General features: G+C 70.6%; 20 protein-coding genes. 19 read left to right on the top strand and 1 reads right to left on the bottom strand.

The window, feature by feature from the left end; all coding sequences use genetic code 11:
• Positions 1-13 precede the first annotated feature (13 nt).
• From PVT71_RS02160 to PVT71_RS02100, 13 genes are all read left to right on the top strand, one after another.
• On the top strand, positions 14-2,407 hold the full coding sequence (locus PVT71_RS02160) for a circularly permuted type 2 ATP-grasp protein (RefSeq protein ID WP_353472856.1): 2,394 nt from the start codon (positions 14-16) through the stop codon (positions 2,405-2,407).
• Between the two features lie 15 nt (positions 2,408-2,422).
• Complete coding sequence (locus PVT71_RS02155; protein WP_353472855.1) at positions 2,423-3,301, top strand: transglutaminase family protein; 879 nt, start codon at positions 2,423-2,425, stop codon at positions 3,299-3,301.
• Positions 3,302-3,379: 78 nt separating this feature from the next.
• Complete coding sequence (locus PVT71_RS02150) at positions 3,380-4,369, top strand: hypothetical protein (protein WP_353472854.1); 990 nt, start codon at positions 3,380-3,382, stop codon at positions 4,367-4,369.
• Between the two features lie 142 nt (positions 4,370-4,511).
• On the top strand, positions 4,512-5,273 hold the full coding sequence (locus PVT71_RS02145) for a sulfite exporter TauE/SafE family protein (protein WP_353472853.1): 762 nt from the start codon (positions 4,512-4,514) through the stop codon (positions 5,271-5,273).
• A 105-nt stretch (positions 5,274-5,378) separates the two neighbouring features.
• A complete protein-coding gene (locus PVT71_RS02140; protein ID WP_353472852.1) occupies positions 5,379-6,272 on the top strand; it encodes a 2-dehydro-3-deoxygalactonokinase in 894 nt (297 codons plus the stop codon).
• Positions 6,269-6,877 carry a 2-dehydro-3-deoxy-6-phosphogalactonate aldolase gene (locus PVT71_RS02135; protein ID WP_353472851.1) on the top strand — a complete coding sequence of 203 codons (609 nt, stop codon included), beginning with the start codon at positions 6,269-6,271 and terminating at the stop codon, positions 6,875-6,877. Before PVT71_RS02140 ends, PVT71_RS02135 begins: the two co-directional genes overlap by 4 nt.
• A gap of 44 nt (positions 6,878-6,921) precedes the next feature.
• Positions 6,922-7,398 carry a tRNA (N6-threonylcarbamoyladenosine(37)-N6)-methyltransferase TrmO gene (gene tsaA / locus PVT71_RS02130; RefSeq protein WP_353472850.1) on the top strand — a complete coding sequence of 159 codons (477 nt, stop codon included), beginning with the start codon at positions 6,922-6,924 and terminating at the stop codon, positions 7,396-7,398.
• Positions 7,399-7,578: 180 nt separating this feature from the next.
• Complete coding sequence (locus PVT71_RS02125; RefSeq protein ID WP_353472849.1) at positions 7,579-8,406, top strand: urease accessory protein UreD; 828 nt, start codon at positions 7,579-7,581, stop codon at positions 8,404-8,406.
• A 2-nt stretch (positions 8,407-8,408) separates the two neighbouring features.
• Positions 8,409-8,711, top strand: a complete 303-nt coding sequence (locus tag PVT71_RS02120) for an urease subunit gamma (RefSeq protein WP_353472848.1) — start codon at positions 8,409-8,411, stop codon at positions 8,709-8,711.
• Between the two features lie 59 nt (positions 8,712-8,770).
• A complete protein-coding gene (locus tag PVT71_RS02115; RefSeq protein ID WP_353472847.1) occupies positions 8,771-8,938 on the top strand; it encodes a hypothetical protein in 168 nt (55 codons plus the stop codon).
• Positions 8,935-9,240, top strand: a complete 306-nt coding sequence (locus PVT71_RS02110; protein ID WP_353472846.1) for an urease subunit beta — start codon at positions 8,935-8,937, stop codon at positions 9,238-9,240. Before PVT71_RS02115 ends, PVT71_RS02110 begins: the two co-directional genes overlap by 4 nt.
• A gap of 32 nt (positions 9,241-9,272) precedes the next feature.
• Positions 9,273-9,602 carry an antifreeze protein gene (locus PVT71_RS02105; protein ID WP_353472845.1) on the top strand — a complete coding sequence of 110 codons (330 nt, stop codon included), beginning with the start codon at positions 9,273-9,275 and terminating at the stop codon, positions 9,600-9,602.
• A gap of 23 nt (positions 9,603-9,625) precedes the next feature.
• Positions 9,626-9,814 carry a hypothetical protein gene (locus PVT71_RS02100; protein ID WP_353472844.1) on the top strand — a complete coding sequence of 63 codons (189 nt, stop codon included), beginning with the start codon at positions 9,626-9,628 and terminating at the stop codon, positions 9,812-9,814.
• Between the two features lie 94 nt (positions 9,815-9,908).
• On the opposite strand, the gene PVT71_RS02095 is transcribed toward PVT71_RS02100, so the two are convergent.
• Positions 9,909-10,751: a c-type cytochrome gene (locus tag PVT71_RS02095; protein WP_353472843.1), complete on the bottom strand. Its 843-nt coding sequence runs from the start codon at positions 10,749-10,751 to the stop codon at positions 9,909-9,911.
• A 100-nt stretch (positions 10,752-10,851) separates the two neighbouring features.
• Here PVT71_RS02095 and PVT71_RS02090 point away from each other — a divergent pair, with 100 nt between their 5' ends.
• The 6 genes from PVT71_RS02090 to PVT71_RS02065 all read left to right on the top strand — a co-directional run bounded on the left by PVT71_RS02090 (position 10,852) and on the right by PVT71_RS02065 (position 15,339).
• Positions 10,852-11,208 carry a lysozyme inhibitor LprI family protein gene (locus PVT71_RS02090; RefSeq protein ID WP_353472842.1) on the top strand — a complete coding sequence of 119 codons (357 nt, stop codon included), beginning with the start codon at positions 10,852-10,854 and terminating at the stop codon, positions 11,206-11,208.
• Between the two features lie 20 nt (positions 11,209-11,228).
• Positions 11,229-12,968: an urease subunit alpha gene (ureC, locus tag PVT71_RS02085; protein ID WP_353472841.1), complete on the top strand. Its 1,740-nt coding sequence runs from the start codon at positions 11,229-11,231 to the stop codon at positions 12,966-12,968.
• A gap of 65 nt (positions 12,969-13,033) precedes the next feature.
• Positions 13,034-13,618 carry a hypothetical protein gene (locus PVT71_RS02080; RefSeq protein ID WP_353472840.1) on the top strand — a complete coding sequence of 195 codons (585 nt, stop codon included), beginning with the start codon at positions 13,034-13,036 and terminating at the stop codon, positions 13,616-13,618.
• 134 nt (positions 13,619-13,752) lie between these two features.
• Entirely contained in the window at positions 13,753-13,971 is a 219-nt protein-coding gene (locus PVT71_RS02075) for a DUF1127 domain-containing protein (RefSeq protein WP_353472839.1), read from the top strand.
• Between the two features lie 164 nt (positions 13,972-14,135).
• Positions 14,136-14,714, top strand: a complete 579-nt coding sequence (locus PVT71_RS02070) for an urease accessory protein UreE (RefSeq protein WP_353473824.1) — start codon at positions 14,136-14,138, stop codon at positions 14,712-14,714.
• Positions 14,704-15,339, top strand: coding sequence for an urease accessory protein UreF (locus PVT71_RS02065; protein WP_353473823.1), 636 nt, complete (start codon positions 14,704-14,706; stop codon positions 15,337-15,339). The genes PVT71_RS02070 and PVT71_RS02065 overlap by 11 nt, the downstream gene beginning before the upstream one ends.
• The last annotated feature ends 14 nt before the right edge of the window (positions 15,340-15,353 follow it).

Here is a 15,353-nt window from a genome sequence, read left to right as displayed (position 1 = left end):
CGTGGAGGCGAGGATGACACGCCCGCTGCCGGAGACGGTGGCGAAGTTCCTGCAAGGCTACAGCCCGCCGCCGGGCGTGGCCGACGAGTTGCTGCGCCCCGACGGCACGCTGCGCCCCGCCTGGCAGCCGCTGATCCGCCACCTCGCCGCGCAGAGCGCCGAGACCCGCGCCCGCGCCTTCGCCCGGGGCGACCAGTACCTGCACGACACCGGGGTCTATTTCCGCCAGCACACCGGCGAGGGCTCGACCGAGCGCAACTGGCCGTTGAGCCACGTGCCGGTGGTGATCTCGGGCAGGGAATGGGCGACCCTGTCCCAAGGCATCGCGCAGCGCGCCGAGCTGCTGGAACGGGTGATGGCCGACCTCTACGGGCCGGGCGATCTGGTGAAACAGGGCTTCCTCCCCGCCGACCTCGTGGCGCGCAACCCCGAGTGGCTGCGGCCCATCGTCGGGGTGCAGCCGCGCTCGGGGCATTTCCTGCACTTCCTCGCCTTCGAGATCGGCCGCTCGCCTGATGGCTCGTGGCTGGTGCTTGGCGACCGCACGCAGGCCCCCTCGGGCGCGGGCTTCGCGCTCGAGAACCGCATGGCCACGGGGCGCGTCTTCCACGACCTCTTCCCCAAGGCCAACGTCGAGCGACTGGCGGGCTTCTTCCGCAGCTTCCGCGATGCGCTCATCGACCTGCGCGCCGACGATGGCAGCCGGGTCGCGATCCTGACACCGGGCCAGCACACCGACACCTATTACGAACACGCCTACATCGCCCGCTACCTCGGCTTCATGCTGCTGGAATGCGAGGATCTGGCGGTGCGCAACGGCCAGCTCAAGGTGCGCACCGTCGCCGGGGACGAGCCCGTCTCGGTGCTCTGGCGGCGGCTCGACTCGCGCTTTGCCGACCCGCTCGAACTCGACGAGAGCTCGGCGCTCGGCACGCCCGGCATGGTCTCGGCGCTGCGGGCGGGCGCGATCACCATGGTCAACTGCCTCGGCTCCGGCGTCCTGGAATCGCGCGCGCTCATGGCCTTCCTGCCGCGCATCTGCGAGGCGCTGACCGGCGAGGCTCTGAAGCTGCCCAACATCGCGACATGGTGGTGCGGCCAGCCGACCGAGCGCGCCTACGTGCGCGACAACCTGCACCGCATGCTGATCGGCCCGGCGCAGTCGACCAAGCTGCCCTTCGACATCGACGCGGGCACCGCGCTCGGCGGGCGGTTCCGGGGCAGCGCGCATGGCTCGGTCTCGGACTGGCTCGACCGCGAGGGCGAGACGCTGGTGGGGCAGGAGGCGGTGACGCTCTCGACCACCCCCGCCATGGTCGGCGAGCGGCTGGTGCCGCGCCCGATGGTGGTGCGGGTCTTCGCCGCGCGCACGCCGCAGGGCTGGACGGTGATGCCGGGCGGCTACGCGCGCATCGGGCGGACGGGCGATCCCACGGCGCTGGCCATGCAGGCGGGTGGCTCAGTCGCCGACGTCTGGATCACCTCGGATGCGCCGGTCGCCAGCGAGACGCTGGCCCCGCGCGACAAGGGGCCCTTCCTGCGCCGCCAGCCGGGGCTGCTGCCCGCGCGCGCGGCGGACAACCTCTTCTGGCTCGGGCGCTACGTCGAGCGGGCCGAGAACGGCGTGCGCCAGATCCGCGCCTATCACCTGCGGCTCGAGGATTACGGCCCCGACGCGCTGCCGCTGGTCGAAAGCCTCGCGCGCTTCCTCGCGGGCTACGGGCTCGACCCGTCCGAGGAGCCGGTGCCGCCGGGGCTGCTGCAGCTCTTCGACGTCTCGCGCGGCTGCGCCGCCAAGGTGCGCGACCGGTTCTCGACCGACGGCTGGAGCGCGCTTTCGGACCTTGCATCCACCGCCCGCGAGGCCGCCGAGGGCTGCCATCCCGGCGACGATGCCGCCCGCGCCATGAGCCTGCTGCTGCGCCGGATCGCCGGCTTCTCGGGCCTCGTGCACGAGAACATGTTCCGCTTCCTCGGCTGGCGCTTCCTGACCGTCGGCCGCGCGCTCGAGCGCGCCGACCAGATGGCGGCCTTCCTCGCCGCCTTCACCGGCAAGACCACGCCGCAGGGCGGGCTCGACCTTGCCGTCGAGGTCGGCGACAGCCTGATGACCCACCGTCGCCGCTACTCGGTCGAGACCTCGCGCGAGACGGTGATCGACCTGCTGGCGCTCGACCCCGGCAACCCGCGCTCGCTGCTCTTCCAGCTCGACGTGCTGATGGCCGAGGAGGCGCGGCTGCGCCCGGCGGGCAGCACCGGCCTGCCCGAGGCGGCGCGGCGCATCCTCATCCTGCGCACCGCGCTGGCCGTCGCCGCCCCCGAGGAGATCACCCCCGAGCGCCTGCGCGGCTTCCGCGCCGACCTTGCCGCCATCTCCCACGCGCTGACCGCGCAATACCTGAGCTGACGCCGGAGCCGACCCATGTCCCAGCTGTACGACATCTCGCTCCGCATCACCTACGAATACGCCCATCCCGCCGGATCGAGCCGCACGCTGCTGCGGATGCTGCCCCGCGCGCTGCCCGGGCAGGAGCTGCTCGCCGGCGCGGTGAGCGCCGATCCCGCCCCGAGCTGGCGCCGCGACGGCACCGATTTCTTCGGCAACCCGACCTGCGAGATGGCGCATGACATGCCGCTGAGCGAGATCGCCTTCTCCTTCGCGGGCCGGGTGCGCAAGGCGCGGCCGGTGGCGGGGCTCGACCTCTCGGGCGGGCCGGCGGACCTGGCGCAGGATCTCGCCGCGGTGCGCAGCATCGGCCCGGAAAGCCCGCATCACTTCCTCGGCGCCTCGCCGCGCCTGCCCGCCGCGCCCGAGATCGCCGCCTTCGCGCAGGACACGCTGTCCGCCTCGATGTCGGTGCGCGCCGCGGTCGAGGCGATCAGCCACCGGCTCAACACCGAGTTCGCCTTCGACCCCGAGGCGACCGAGGTCACCACCACCGCGATCGAGGCCTTCCGCGCGCGGCGCGGCGTCTGCCAGGACATCAGCCACGTGATGATCACCGCGCTGCGCAGCCTCGGCATCCCGGCGGGCTACGTCTCGGGCTTCCTGCGCACCATCCCGCCCGAGGGCCGGCCGCGGCTCGAGGGGGCCGACGCGATGCACGCCTGGGTCCGCGCCTGGTGCGGCGCCGAGACCGGCTGGATCGAGATCGACCCCACCAACGACATGCCCGCCGGGGCCGATCACGTCACCGTCGCCTTTGGCCGCGACTATTCCGACGTGGCACCGACCCGCGGCTCGCTGCGCTCCGAGGGCAGCCATGTCACGACGCACCAGGTCGACGTGGTGCCGGTCTGATCCCGCGCCGCGGTTGACGTTTGCTCAACCTCTTTGCCGCACCCTGCCGGGCGGAACGGGCTGGCGCGGGGACGGGCGATGCGACGGATCGACGAGAAGCTGGGCAAGATCGCGGGCGGGCGCTACGGGCCACGCGACTTCATCCTGACCTTCTGCAAGGACGCCGACCTGCTGCGCGGCTGCTCCGCCGCCGGGCGCGACCCCGATGGCCGGCTGCGCAGCGCGCCCTCCTACCGCGCCGACATGCGCCGGGTGATCGAGAGCGACCTCGCCGACATCGTGCTCACCTCGCTCTCCAATGCCGAGGTCTTCAGCGAGGAGGGGATATACGCGCGCTCCAACGTCACCCCCGCGGTGCGGCTCACCGACAACACCGACATCTGGCAGGTCCGCGGCGGGCGCTACACGCAGTTCCCCGCCATGCCCTTCCGCAGCGCGCGGCTCGAAAGCGTGCGCCCGGTGGCCAACCTCGGGCTCTACGCGCTCAGCTTCTACAACGACATCGACATCGACCATGCCACGCTGCGCGCCTATGCCGAGTTCCGCCATAGCGCCGCCGCGGTCGGGCTGCGGCATTTCCTGCGCGTCGCCGATCCGCGCATCCCGGTCGATACCGGCGACGAGGACTACGCCGCCTACCGCAACGACGTGCTGACCCGCAGCCTCGCCGGCATTGCCGCCAAGGAGCGTCCGCAATTCGTCGAGGTGGGCTATCACGGCCCGCGCGCCATGGAAGAGTTGGCGGGCTGGGATCCGGCGCGGGTCATCTTCGGCCTCACCGGCTGCCGCGAGGGGACGACCCGCGATTGTCTCGAGCGGCTGGCGCAGGGCGAACGCTACGGCGCGCGCACCGCGAGCTTCAGCCGCGCCGAGTTCGAATGCGAGGATCCCGTGCTGATGATGCGCGCCATGCGCCGCGTCGTGCGCGAGGGGATGAGCTCGCGCGAGGCGGTGCAGGCCTATCACGCCGATCTCGAGGCGGCGGGCCTGCCGCCGCTGCGCCCGCTGTCCGAGGATGCCGAGCTGACCGTGCCTCTGCTCCGCGCCAACCACAGCCGCGCCGCCTGAACCGCGCCTGCGCCACACGTCCGCCGTCCGCGCAACACCGGCTTCGCGCGCCGCGAAGCAACTCCCGCCGCCGCCCGACCTTTTCCGCTTTCCCCTTTCGCGCGCTTTCTCCAGAAAGGGCCGCGACAGGAAAGGACGTGGCATGGTCGAAGAAAGCGGGTTCTGGGTCGCGGCGGCGATCGCCACCTATTGCGTCGGCGCCTCGAAGGGCGGGATGCCGATGGTCGCCATGCTGGGCGTGCCGATCCTGTCGATGTTCATCGACCCCGCGGCGGCGGCCGGGCTGCTGCTGCCCATGTACATCCTGTCGGACGTCTACGCGGTCTGGCTCTTCCGCCGCGACTTCTCGGCGCGCAACCTGCGCATCCTGTTCCCCGCCGCGGCGATCGGCATCCTCGTCGCCTTCCTCTGCATCTCGCACGTGCCGCCGGAAACCGGCAAGCTGATCGTGGCGCTGGTCGGGGTCTACTACCTTGGCGACGCGCTGCGGAAGCGCCTTGCCCGCGACCACCGCGCGCGCCCCGCCGACGTGCCCCGCGGCCTCTTCTGGGGCGCGCTCTCGGGCTTCACCAGCTACATCTCCCACGCCGGCGGGCCGCCCTACCAGGCCTACATGCTGCCGCAGCGGTTGCCGAAGATGACCTATGTCGGCACCACGGCGATTCTCTTCGCCTGCATCAACTGGATGAAGCTGCCGCCCTACATCCTTGCCGGCCAGGTGACCTGGGAGAGCCTGCAGCGGGTGGCGATGCTGGCGCCCGTGGCGATCTTCGGCGCCTGGTCGGGGCAGCGGCTGGTGCGCTGGCTGCCCGAACGGCTCTTCTTCGCGGCGGTGAACGTCGCGCTCGCGCTGCTCACCCTGCGCCTCCTGTGGGAAGTCGCCGCCGCCTGGGGCTGGGTCTGATCCTCGCGCGCGCGCCTTTCGCAAGCCGCCAGGCGCCTGCGGGTCCCCGCCCTTGCGTGCCGCAAGGTCGGGCGCTAACACGGGGCGGCAATTCTAGGAGGACAGATGGCCCGACCTGACTGGATCGCGGTGGACTGGGGCACGTCGAACCTGCGCCTGTGGCGCATGGCGGCGGATGGCACCGTCCTTGAACGCGCCGAGAGCGACGCCGGCATGGGCCGCCTCACGCCCGCCGATTTCGAGCCGACCCTGCTGGGCCTGCTGCCCGATCTCGAGCCCGGCACGCAGGTGATCATCTGCGGCATGGCCGGGGCGCGGCAGGGCTGGGCCGAGGCCCCCTACGTGAAGACCCCCTGCGCCCCGCCGGGGCTCGCCGAGGCGATCACCGTGCCGACGCAGGACCCGCGCCTCGAGGTGCGCATCCTTCCGGGCGTGGCGCAGGACCGTCCCGCCGACGTGATGCGCGGCGAGGAGACGCAGGTCGCGGGCTTCCTCGCGCTCAACCCGCGCTTCGACGGGGTGATCTGCCTGCCCGGCACGCACAGCAAGTGGGTGCATGTGAGCGCCGGCGAGATCGTCTCCTTCCGCAGCTTCATGACCGGCGAGCTCTTCGAGCTGCTGAGCCAGAAATCCGTGCTGCGCCACGGGCTTGGCACCGGCTGGGATGATGAGGCCTTTGCCGGGGGCGTCGATCAGGCGATGGGCCGCCCGGCCGGTTTCGCCTCGGAACTCTTCACCCTGCGCGCCGAGGGGCTGCTGCACGGTCTGCCGCCCGAGAAGGCCACGGCACGGCTCTCGGGCCTGCTGATCGGCATGGAACTGGCGGCGGCCAAACCCTACTGGCTCGGCCAGAGCGTCGCCCTGCTGGGCGCCTCGAAGCTGGTTTCGCACTACCGCGCCGCGCTGGACAAGCTCGCCGTGCCGGTGCTCATCGCCGATGCCGAGCGCATGACGCTCGAAGGGCTGAAGGCGGCCCGCAAGACGGAGACACAAGAATGACCCGCGAGATCATCGCCATCCTGCGCGGCCTCACCCCCGAGGAGGCCCCCGCCGTCACCGAGGCGCTGATCGCCGAGGGGATCACCAAGATCGAGGTGCCGCTCAACTCGCCGCGCCCCTTCGACTCCATCGCCAAGATGGTGCAGGGCTTCGGCACGGACGCGGTGATCGGCGCCGGCACGGTGCTCGCCCCCGAGGAGGTGCTGCGACTCCAGCAGATCGGCGCGCGCATGGTGGTCTCGCCCGACATGAACCAGCGGGTGATCATGGCCACCAAGAAGGCCGGGATGCTGAGCTACCCGGGCGTGCTGACCCCGACCGAGGCCTTCATCGCGCTGCGCACCGGCGCCGACGGGCTGAAGTTCTTCCCCGCCTCGCTGATCGGTCCCGAGGGGCTGAAGGCGATGAAGGCGGTGCTGCCGCAGGGCACGCCAACCTATGCCGTGGGCGGGGTGAGCGCGGGCAACATGGGCGAGTGGCTGGCGGCGGGTGTCACCGGCTTCGGCATCGGAACCTGGCTCTACACGCCGGGCCGCAGCCTTGCCGAGCTGACCGCCCGCGCGCGCGAGGTCGTGGCCGCCTACGACGCGGCGCTGGCCGGCTGAACGGGGCCGCGCTACCCTTCGGCCGACGCAGGAAGGGACGTGCCATGAGCCAGACCACCGACGACGAGATCCGCCCCGGCGAGACCGCGCTCGCGCTGCCCCCGGCCGGGGACGCGCAGCTGCGCTTCATCGGCCGCATCCGCACGCCCTTCGCCACGCGGCGCGACTGCCCTCGGCAGGGCGATCCCGACGGTCCCGAATGCCGCATCGAGCTCGATCCGGACTGGGAGCCCGCGCTCGCGGGCATCGAGCGGGCCGAGCGGGTGCAGGTGCTCTACTGGCTCGACCGCGCCCGCCGCGACCTGCTGACCCAGAGCCCGCACGGCGACGGCGCGACCCGCGGCACCTTTGCCCTGCGCTCGCCGGTGCGGCCCAACCCGATCGGGATTTCCTCGGTGCGGCTGCTGCGGCGCGAGGGGCCGGTGCTGGTGGTCCGGGGGCTCGACTGCGTGGACGGAACGCCGCTTCTCGACCTCAAGCCGGACCGCTGCGAGCACCATGGGCGGCCCAAGGATGACTGATTCAGTTCCGCCCATGTTTTGCGCATCGGCGGGAATTTCGCCGAGCGAACGGGCAGGTGGCAAATCCGTCGCGGCCCCGCGCGCCCGCCGCGCCGCGCCCCAGCTTGTGGTCCGCCGCGCCCTGAAAGAGGGTCCGCGGGGCAAGCGGAGGACAGGCCCATTCCCTATGATCAGCCCCAGATGAGCGCGCCGACGCGGCCCTCGGGCAGCGTTCCGGCGCAGCGCGCCCGCGGGCGTGCGCGTCTTGCCGCGCGGCGGCGGGGCGGGGCCAGCGTCATCGCCGACCTGCACATGTCCGGCAGCTCCAAGCTGCTGTTTCCGCGCAGCTTGTCGGCGCTGCAGGCGGTCTATCTCAACAGCTCAGGCGGGGTGACCGGCGGCGACGCCTTCGACATTTCCGCGACCGCGCGCGAGGGCGCGCATCTGGCGCTGACCACGCAGGCGGCCGAGCGGGTCTACCGCGCGCTGCCCGGCGAGACCGGGCGGGTGGACACGCGGCTGGTGCTGGAGCCCGGCGCACGGCTCGACTGGCTGCCGCAGGAGACGATCCTCTTCGACGGCGCGGCGCTCGACCGCCGCCTCTCGGTCGAGATGGCGCCGGACGCGCGGCTGCTGCTCTGCGAGCCGCTGATCTTCGGCCGCGCCGCCATGGGCGAGAGCGTCACCGACCTGCGCCACGCCGACCGCATCGACATCTCGCGCGGGGGTCAGCTGATCTGGTCCGACCGGCTGCGCCTCTCGGGCAATGCCGCCGCGCATCTCGCCGACCCGGCCATCGCGGACGGCGCGCGGGCCATGGCGACGGTGGTGCTTGCCGCGCGCGGCGCCGCCGCGCAGGTCGAGCCGCTGCGCGCGATGCTGCCCGAGACCGCAGGCGTCTCGGCGCCCGGCCCCGACCTTCTCGTGCTGCGCATGCTCGCCATTGACGGGTTCGAGCTGCGCCGTCACCTTTGCCCCATACTGCGGCGCCTCTCGGGTGCCGAACTCCCAAGACCCTGGATGATCTGACCATGCAACTGACCCCCCGCGAAAAGGACAAGCTTCTGGTGGCCATGGCCGCCGAGGTGGCCCGCAAGCGCCTCGCGCGCGGCGTGAAGCTGAACTACCCCGAGGCCGTGGCGCTGATCACCGACGCGGTGGTCGAGGGCGCCCGCGACGGCCGCTCGGTCGCCGAGATGATGGAGGCCGGTGCGCAGGTCATCACCGCCGAGCAGTGCATGGACGGGATCCCCGAGATGATCCACGAGGTGCAGGTCGAGGCGACCTTCCCGGACGGCACCAAGCTGGTGACCGTGCACAATCCCATTCGGTAAAGCCGGGTTCTCCGGAACCTCCGGCGCGACGAGACACTTTAGAGACCACAGGTGAGACGATGAAATACCTCCTTCCGATCATGGCGCTGCCGCTCGCGACCCCGGCCTTCGCGCATTCCGGCGCGCACCTGCACCCGCATGGCGCCGAGGCCTGGCTGAGCGTCGTGGCCCTGCTGGCGGTGGCGGCCTTCGCCGGCTGGCGGATGTACGGGGGTGGACGCGAATGATCCCCGGCGAGATCTTCCCCGCCGAGGGCGAACTGGTCCTCAACGCGGACCGCGAGGCGATCACGCTGATGGTCGCGAATACCGGCGACCGGCCGGTGCAGGTCGGCTCGCATTACCATTTCGCCGAGACCAACCCGGCGCTCGACTTCGACCGCGACGCGGCGCGGGGCATGCGGCTCGACATCGCGGCGGGCACCGCCGTGCGCTTCGAGCCCGGCCAGCGCCGCGAGGTGCAGCTCATCCCGGTCTCGGGCGAGCGCAAGATCTACGGCTTCAACCAGAAGGTCATGGGGGCGCTCTAGGGTCTCCTCTTCCAGCAAAAGGGACGGCAGCGATGTTCGACGCATATACGGCACTGACCGGCAGCATGATGCGGCTGGGTTTCCTGGGCGCCGAGGCGCAGAGCGTGGTGGCCCTGCGCATGCTCGGCTTCGCGGGCATGTGGTCCGTCCCCTCGACCGAGGCCTACCGGATGACCGCCGAGAAGGGCCCCGCCTTCATGCAGGCCTGGTGGCAGGCAAGCACCGCGATGATGCGCGGCGCGCCCGCGGCCACGGTGATCAACGCCTTTTCCGCGCCGCTCGAGACCAAGGCCCGCCGCAACCGCAAGCGGCTGAGCCGCCGCGGGCCGCAGTTCCGGCCGGGCCAGCGCTCGGGCTGGTAGGCGCGGGCAGGGGAGGACGGGCGATGGTCTTCATGACACCCTTCGACTGGGCGGCCCTGATGATGCGGGGCACGGGCCAGGTGATTGCCCTGCAGGCGCAGATGGCCGAGGCCTGGCTCGAGCTTGGCCGGAGCCAGGTGCGCGCGGTGCCCCTTGCCCGCCCGGTGCCGCTGGCGCGGGTGGGCATCTGCGGTCCCGTGCTGGTGAAGTGACGGGGGCGCCTTGATCCTGCTCGCCGCAATCCCCGCAGTCCCGCCCCGGAAGGACCCGGCGCGCCAGTCGCTGGCACGCCGGATCGCGCGTGGCTCAGGCGTCGGGCAGCGGCGGCAGGCTGCGCAGGTAGAGGATCACCGCGGCGACGTCGTCGTCGGTCATGTGCGCAAGGTAGCCGTAGGGCATCGGCGGCATCATCGCCTCGCCGTCGGGTCGCTTGCCCTGGGTGATGATCGTCTTCAGCTCCTCGTCGGTGTAGCCCGCCAGCCCGTCCTCGGAACTGGTGAGGTTCGGCGCCGTGACGCTGCCCCAGGGGCCGTGGAACTCGAACCCGCCCTGACCGAGGTGCTCGGGGTCGATCATCGGGCCCTTCTCGCCCATCGGCGAGTGGCACTCCATGCAATGCGCGACCGCCGTGGCGAGGTAGTGGCCGTACTCGACCGTCACGCCGCGCTCGGGTGCGGTGACGCTTTCCACGGGCGGGCCATAGGCCGGGGGCAGGGGCATGCGGTACTCGGACTCGGGCACCTCGTTGTCGACCGCCGGGATCGTGCGCAGGAAGGCGACGATCGAGGCAAGATCGTCATCGCCGAGGTCCCTGTACATGGTGAAGGGCATGGGCGGCCCGATCAGCGAGCCGTCGGGGCGGATGCCCTCGCGGATCGCGCGCATGAGCTCGGCATCGCTCCAGCCGGCCACCTCGCCGCCCGGCGTGATATTGGCCGAGTAGGCGGTGAACATGGGGTTGTCCTCGACGAGGCGACCCGCGAGCTCCTTGCTCATGTCGAACCCCGCCTCGCCGAAGGGCGTGTGGCAGTTGCCGCAGCCCATCGGACCCCTCACGAGGTATTCGCCCCGGGCGACATCACCCGCGGCACCCGCTGCCCCGGCGCCGAGCGCCAGCAGCGAAAGTCCTGCAATCGTAGACCTGAACATTCCATACTCCTTGCTGATGAGCTTGCTGGGAGGGAAAATGGACTTCTCTAGCGTCACGAGGACGTTACTCGCCTCCCGCGTCCGCACAAAGGGGATTCGCATGGCCGGGATTGCGCTCATCGCAGCGGCTGCGCTTTTTTTGGCCGATGCGGCCGCCGCGCAATGCAGCAACGCCCAGACCACCGTCGAGATGCGGGATTGCGCCGGGCGCGAGTACGCGGCGGCCGATGCCGAGCTGAACGCGGTCTATGCCCAGCTGAAGGCCAGCGCCTCCGAGCCGGTGATGGCGCAGGTCCGCGCCGCGCAGCGCGCCTGGATCCCCTTCCGCGACGCCGCCTGCACCGCCGAGGCCGCGCCCTACGAGGGCGGCACGATCCAGCCCCTCGTCGAGGTGAGCTGCCTGACCAGATTAACCCGGCGCCGCAGCGAGGATCTGCGCGCGCTCCTGCCGAACTGACAACCCGAGGACGACTCCTGATGCCCGCAACGATTTCCCGCCGCGACTACGCCGCCATGTTCGGCCCCACCACCGGGGACAAGGTGCGGCTTGCAGACACCGACCTCATCATCGAGGTCGAGCGCGACCTCACCGCCACGCTCGCCGGGGGCGGTAACCGCGCGCTCTACGGCGAAGAGGTGAAGTTCGGCGGCGGCAAGGTGATCCGCGACGGCATGGGCCAGTCGCAGTACACCCGCGCCGAGGGCGCGGTGGACACGGTGATCACCAACGCGCTGATCGTCGACCACACCGGCATCTACAAGGCGGACGTGGGCCTGAAGGACGGGCGCATCGCGAAGATCGGCAAGGCGGGCAACCCCGACACCCAGCCGGGCGTCAACATCATCGTCGGCCCGGGCACCGAGGCGATCGCGGGCGAGGGGCGCATTCTCACCGCCGGCGGCATGGACAGCCACATCCACTTCATCTGCCCGCAGCAGATCGAGGACGCGCTGCACTCGGGCCTGACCACCATGCTCGGCGGCGGCACCGGCCCGGCGCATGGCACGCTGGCGACCACCTGCACGCCGGGGCCGTGGCACCTTGGCCGGATGATGCAGGCCGCGGACGCCTTCCCGATGAACCTCGCCTTCGCCGGCAAGGGCAACGCCTCGCTGCCCGCCGCGCTCGAGGAGCAGATCCGCGCCGGCGCCTGCTGCCTCAAGCTGCACGAGGACTGGGGCACCACCCCCGCGACGATCGACACCTGCCTGTCGGTCGCCGACGCTTGGGACGTGCAGGTGATGATCCACACCGACACGCTCAATGAATCGGGCTTCGTCGAGAACACCGTCGCGGCGATGAAGGGCCGGACCATCCACGCCTTCCACACCGAGGGCGCGGGCGGCGGCCACGCCCCCGACATCATCAAGATCTGCGGCGAGGAATTCGTGCTTCCGAGCTCGACCAACCCGACGCGCCCCTACACCGTCAACACGCTCGAGGAACACCTCGACATGCTGATGGTCTGCCACCACCTCGACAAGTCGATCCCCGAGGACGTGGCCTTCGCCGAAAGCCGCATCCGCCGCGAGACCATCGCCGCCGAGGACATCCTGCACGACATGGGCGCCTTCTCGATCATCGCCTCCGACAGCCAGGCCATGGGCCGTGTCGGCGAGGTGATCATCCGCACCTGGCAGACCGCCGACAAGATGAAGAAGCAGCGCGGCAAGCTCGCCGAGGAGACCGGCGACAACGACAACTTCCGCGTCCGCCGCTACATCGCCAAATACACGATCAACCCGGCCATCGCGCATGGCATCAGCCAGCACATCGGCTCGATCGAGGAGGGCAAGCGCGCCGACCTCGTGCTGTGGAACCCGGCCTTCTTCGGCGTTAAGCCCGAGATGGTTCTCATGGGCGGCACCATCGTCTGCGCGCAGATGGGCGATCCCAACGCCTCGATCCCGACGCCGCAGCCGGTCTACACCCGCCCGATGTGGGGCGCCTACGGCCGCTCGGTCGAGAACTCGGCGGTGATCTTCGTGTCCGAGGCGGCGCAGGCCGACGGGCTGCGCGACCGGCTCGGCATCGCCAAGCAGACGCTGGCGGTGAAGAACACCCGCGGCATCGGCAAGAAGGACCTGATCCTCAACGACGCGCTGCCGCATGTCGAGGTGAACCCCGAGACCTACGAGGTGCGGGCGAACGGCGAGCTGCTCACCTGCGAGCCGGCGCGCGAATTGCCGATGGCGCAACGCTACTTCCTCTACTGACCTTCCCGCCGGGATTGGATAGATTGCTTGCGGGCCGCAAAGGGCGGCCCGTAAGGATGTCTCCCATGCACTTCGCTCCGCTGGCCTTCGTGCTGACCCTCCTCCCGGGTCTTGCCCTGGCCGCACCCTGTCCCTCTGCTGCTGACCTCGAGAAAGGCATCCGCCTGCGCGGCCCGGAGGGCGCCTCGGAACTCTTCACCCGCCAGGGCCCCGCGGTGATCCGCTCGGTCTACGAGCAGGACGGCGTCGCGATCAGCCGCACCCTGCTCGGCGCCGGGGTCTACCTGCTCGAGGCGATCGACCTCGAGGAGGGCGAGCCGGTGCCCGTCACGCGGATCACCTACGGCTATCCCGTCACCCCCGCCGCCATGCCCGAGCCGAAGCCGGCGGGAAGCTGGGCGGTCAAGGTCGCGGTGAAGGAGACCGGCAGCCTGCGCTCCGAGATGCTCAGCTTCCGCTTCGGCCCGCTCACCGAAATCTCTTTCGGGGCCTGCACTTACGAGATGATGCCGATCATCCAGCGCTACGAGGACGGGACGATTGATTACCTGAGCTGGCTGCCGGGGCTCGGATTGTCCTTTCTTTCGGGGTTTTCGGACACCGAGGGCGAGGAAAGGTACGAATATTACGCGATCGAGGCGGTCCGCTGAAATATTCAGATCTGTGATCTTTGCATCTCCCGGCAGCCCGCTATGCACATGCAGCATTTGTTGTTCGCCGGGGGCTGCCCTATCTTGGGTGTCAAGGGAGGAAACCAACACTGAACGCTAGGATAGGTTTCCAAATGGCATTTCTGACCGCTACCGCACGCAACGAACAGGCTCCGTTCTTCTCGCGCTTCTTCTCGGCCATCGGCAACGGCCTCGTCGCCCTCGGTGAAGCAAATCCGCGCCTGCGCAAGATCGAAGCCCTGCAGCGTCTCTCGGACGAGCAACTGGCCGCCCGTGGCATCCGTCGCGAAGACATCGCGCGTCACGTCTTCCAGGACGTGTTCTACCTCTGAGTTGCTTGGGGCGCACGAGCGCCGCAGAACTCAGCACTTCAAGGCCACGCCCCGGTGATCCCGGTGCGTGGCCTTGCCTTTTCCGGCGGATGGGATGAGGTTGCTGGCCGAACGCCTGACTTCGACGGAGCCTCCCGATGACCGCCCCCGCGACCGCACTGCCCATGTCCCACGAGATCGCCCGCAAGGGCGCCGCGCCCGAGGCGCAGATGAGCGTGACGCTCAGCTACGAGGACCGCTTCCTGCGCCGCAAGGTGCTGAAGAGCGACCAGGGCGAAAGCTTTCTCGTCGATCTGGCGCATACGGAAAGCCTCGACCAGGGCGACGCCTTCGTGCTGACCGACGGGCGCGCGGTGCGCGTGGAAGCCGCCGCCGAGCCGCTGCTGGCGGTGAGCGGCGCGGACCTGCCGCGCCTTGCCTGGCACATCGGCAACCGTCACACCCCCTGCCAGATCGAGCCCGCCCGGCTGCTGATCCAGCGCGACCACGTGATCCGCGACATGCTCGGCCATATCGGCGCGACGGTCGAAGAGGTGACCGAGCCCTTCACCCCCGAGGGCGGCGCCTATGGCCACGGCCGCACCCACGGCCACGACCATTCGCAGTCCCACGGGCCGGAGGCGCACAGCCATGCGCATGCCCACAGCCATGCGCATTCGCACGACCACGATCATTCGCATGACCACGACCACGATCACGACCATTCCCATTCCCACGGCCACGCCCACACGCATGACCACTGACCCGCTGCTGACGCTGCACCAGCTCTTCTCGCCCTCCTTCCCGGTGGGTGCCTTCGCCTATTCGCACGGGCTCGAGACGCTGGTGCAGGAGGGGCGCGTTACCACCGCGGCGCAGCTTCAGGGCTGGCTCGAGGCGGTGCTGCGCCACGGCGCGGGCTGGAGCGACGCAGTGCTGCTGGCGCAGGTCGCCGGGGGCGCCGATCCCGCCGAGATTGCGGATCTCGCCACCGCGCTCACCCCCTCGGCCGAGCGCCGGCTCGAGACGGTGAAGCAGGGCGAGGCCTTTGCCGCCACCGTCAGCGATCTCTGGCAGGTCGCGATCCGTCCCGCGCCCTATCCCGTGGCGGTGGGGCAGGCGGTGCGCGCGCTCGACCTGCCGCTGAAACCGGCGCTGCAGCTCTACCTGCAGGCCTTCGCCGCGAACCTCGCCGCCGCCGGCATCCGCCTGATCCCGCTCGGCCAGACCGAGGGGCAGGGGGTGATCCGCGCGCTCTCGCCGCTCTGCGAGGCGCTGGCCGCGCAGGCGATGACCGCGACGCTCGACGAGATCGGCACCTTCTCCCCGCTCTCGGACATTGCCAGCCAGCGCCACGAGGCGCTCTATTCCCGCATCTTCAGATCCTGACACCTGACGGAGAC

This window comes from Salipiger sp. H15 (assembly GCF_040409955.1).
In the GTDB taxonomy this organism is placed as follows: Bacteria; Pseudomonadota; Alphaproteobacteria; order Rhodobacterales; family Rhodobacteraceae; genus Salipiger.
The sequence above is the reverse complement of the archived record's forward strand: the minus strand, read 5'-3'. Positions and strand labels throughout refer to the sequence as shown.

Excerpts from the sequence above, each read along its gene's own strand:
- PVT71_RS02160 (WP_353472856.1), top strand. The coding sequence starts at position 14 with ATGACACGCCCGCTGCCGGAGACGGTGGCGAAGTTCCTGCAAGGCTAC.
- PVT71_RS02155 (WP_353472855.1), top strand. The coding sequence starts at position 2,423 with ATGTCCCAGCTGTACGACATCTCGCTCCGCATCACCTACGAATACGCC.
- PVT71_RS02150 (WP_353472854.1), top strand. The coding sequence starts at position 3,380 with ATGCGACGGATCGACGAGAAGCTGGGCAAGATCGCGGGCGGGCGCTAC.
- PVT71_RS02145 (WP_353472853.1), top strand. The coding sequence starts at position 4,512 with ATGGTCGAAGAAAGCGGGTTCTGGGTCGCGGCGGCGATCGCCACCTAT.
- PVT71_RS02140 (WP_353472852.1), top strand. The coding sequence starts at position 5,379 with ATGGCCCGACCTGACTGGATCGCGGTGGACTGGGGCACGTCGAACCTG.
- PVT71_RS02135 (WP_353472851.1), top strand. The coding sequence starts at position 6,269 with ATGACCCGCGAGATCATCGCCATCCTGCGCGGCCTCACCCCCGAGGAG.
- tsaA (WP_353472850.1), top strand. The coding sequence starts at position 6,922 with ATGAGCCAGACCACCGACGACGAGATCCGCCCCGGCGAGACCGCGCTC.
- PVT71_RS02125 (WP_353472849.1), top strand. The coding sequence starts at position 7,579 with ATGAGCGCGCCGACGCGGCCCTCGGGCAGCGTTCCGGCGCAGCGCGCC.
- PVT71_RS02120 (WP_353472848.1), top strand. The coding sequence starts at position 8,409 with ATGCAACTGACCCCCCGCGAAAAGGACAAGCTTCTGGTGGCCATGGCC.
- PVT71_RS02115 (WP_353472847.1), top strand. The coding sequence starts at position 8,771 with ATGAAATACCTCCTTCCGATCATGGCGCTGCCGCTCGCGACCCCGGCC.
- PVT71_RS02110 (WP_353472846.1), top strand. The coding sequence starts at position 8,935 with ATGATCCCCGGCGAGATCTTCCCCGCCGAGGGCGAACTGGTCCTCAAC.
- PVT71_RS02105 (WP_353472845.1), top strand. The coding sequence starts at position 9,273 with ATGTTCGACGCATATACGGCACTGACCGGCAGCATGATGCGGCTGGGT.
- PVT71_RS02100 (WP_353472844.1), top strand. The coding sequence starts at position 9,626 with ATGGTCTTCATGACACCCTTCGACTGGGCGGCCCTGATGATGCGGGGC.
- PVT71_RS02095 (WP_353472843.1), bottom strand. The coding sequence starts at position 10,751 with ATGTTCAGGTCTACGATTGCAGGACTTTCGCTGCTGGCGCTCGGCGCC.
- PVT71_RS02090 (WP_353472842.1), top strand. The coding sequence starts at position 10,852 with ATGGCCGGGATTGCGCTCATCGCAGCGGCTGCGCTTTTTTTGGCCGAT.
- ureC (WP_353472841.1), top strand. The coding sequence starts at position 11,229 with ATGCCCGCAACGATTTCCCGCCGCGACTACGCCGCCATGTTCGGCCCC.
- PVT71_RS02080 (WP_353472840.1), top strand. The coding sequence starts at position 13,034 with ATGCACTTCGCTCCGCTGGCCTTCGTGCTGACCCTCCTCCCGGGTCTT.
- PVT71_RS02075 (WP_353472839.1), top strand. The coding sequence starts at position 13,753 with ATGGCATTTCTGACCGCTACCGCACGCAACGAACAGGCTCCGTTCTTC.
- PVT71_RS02070 (WP_353473824.1), top strand. The coding sequence starts at position 14,136 with ATGTCCCACGAGATCGCCCGCAAGGGCGCCGCGCCCGAGGCGCAGATG.
- PVT71_RS02065 (WP_353473823.1), top strand. The coding sequence starts at position 14,704 with ATGACCACTGACCCGCTGCTGACGCTGCACCAGCTCTTCTCGCCCTCC.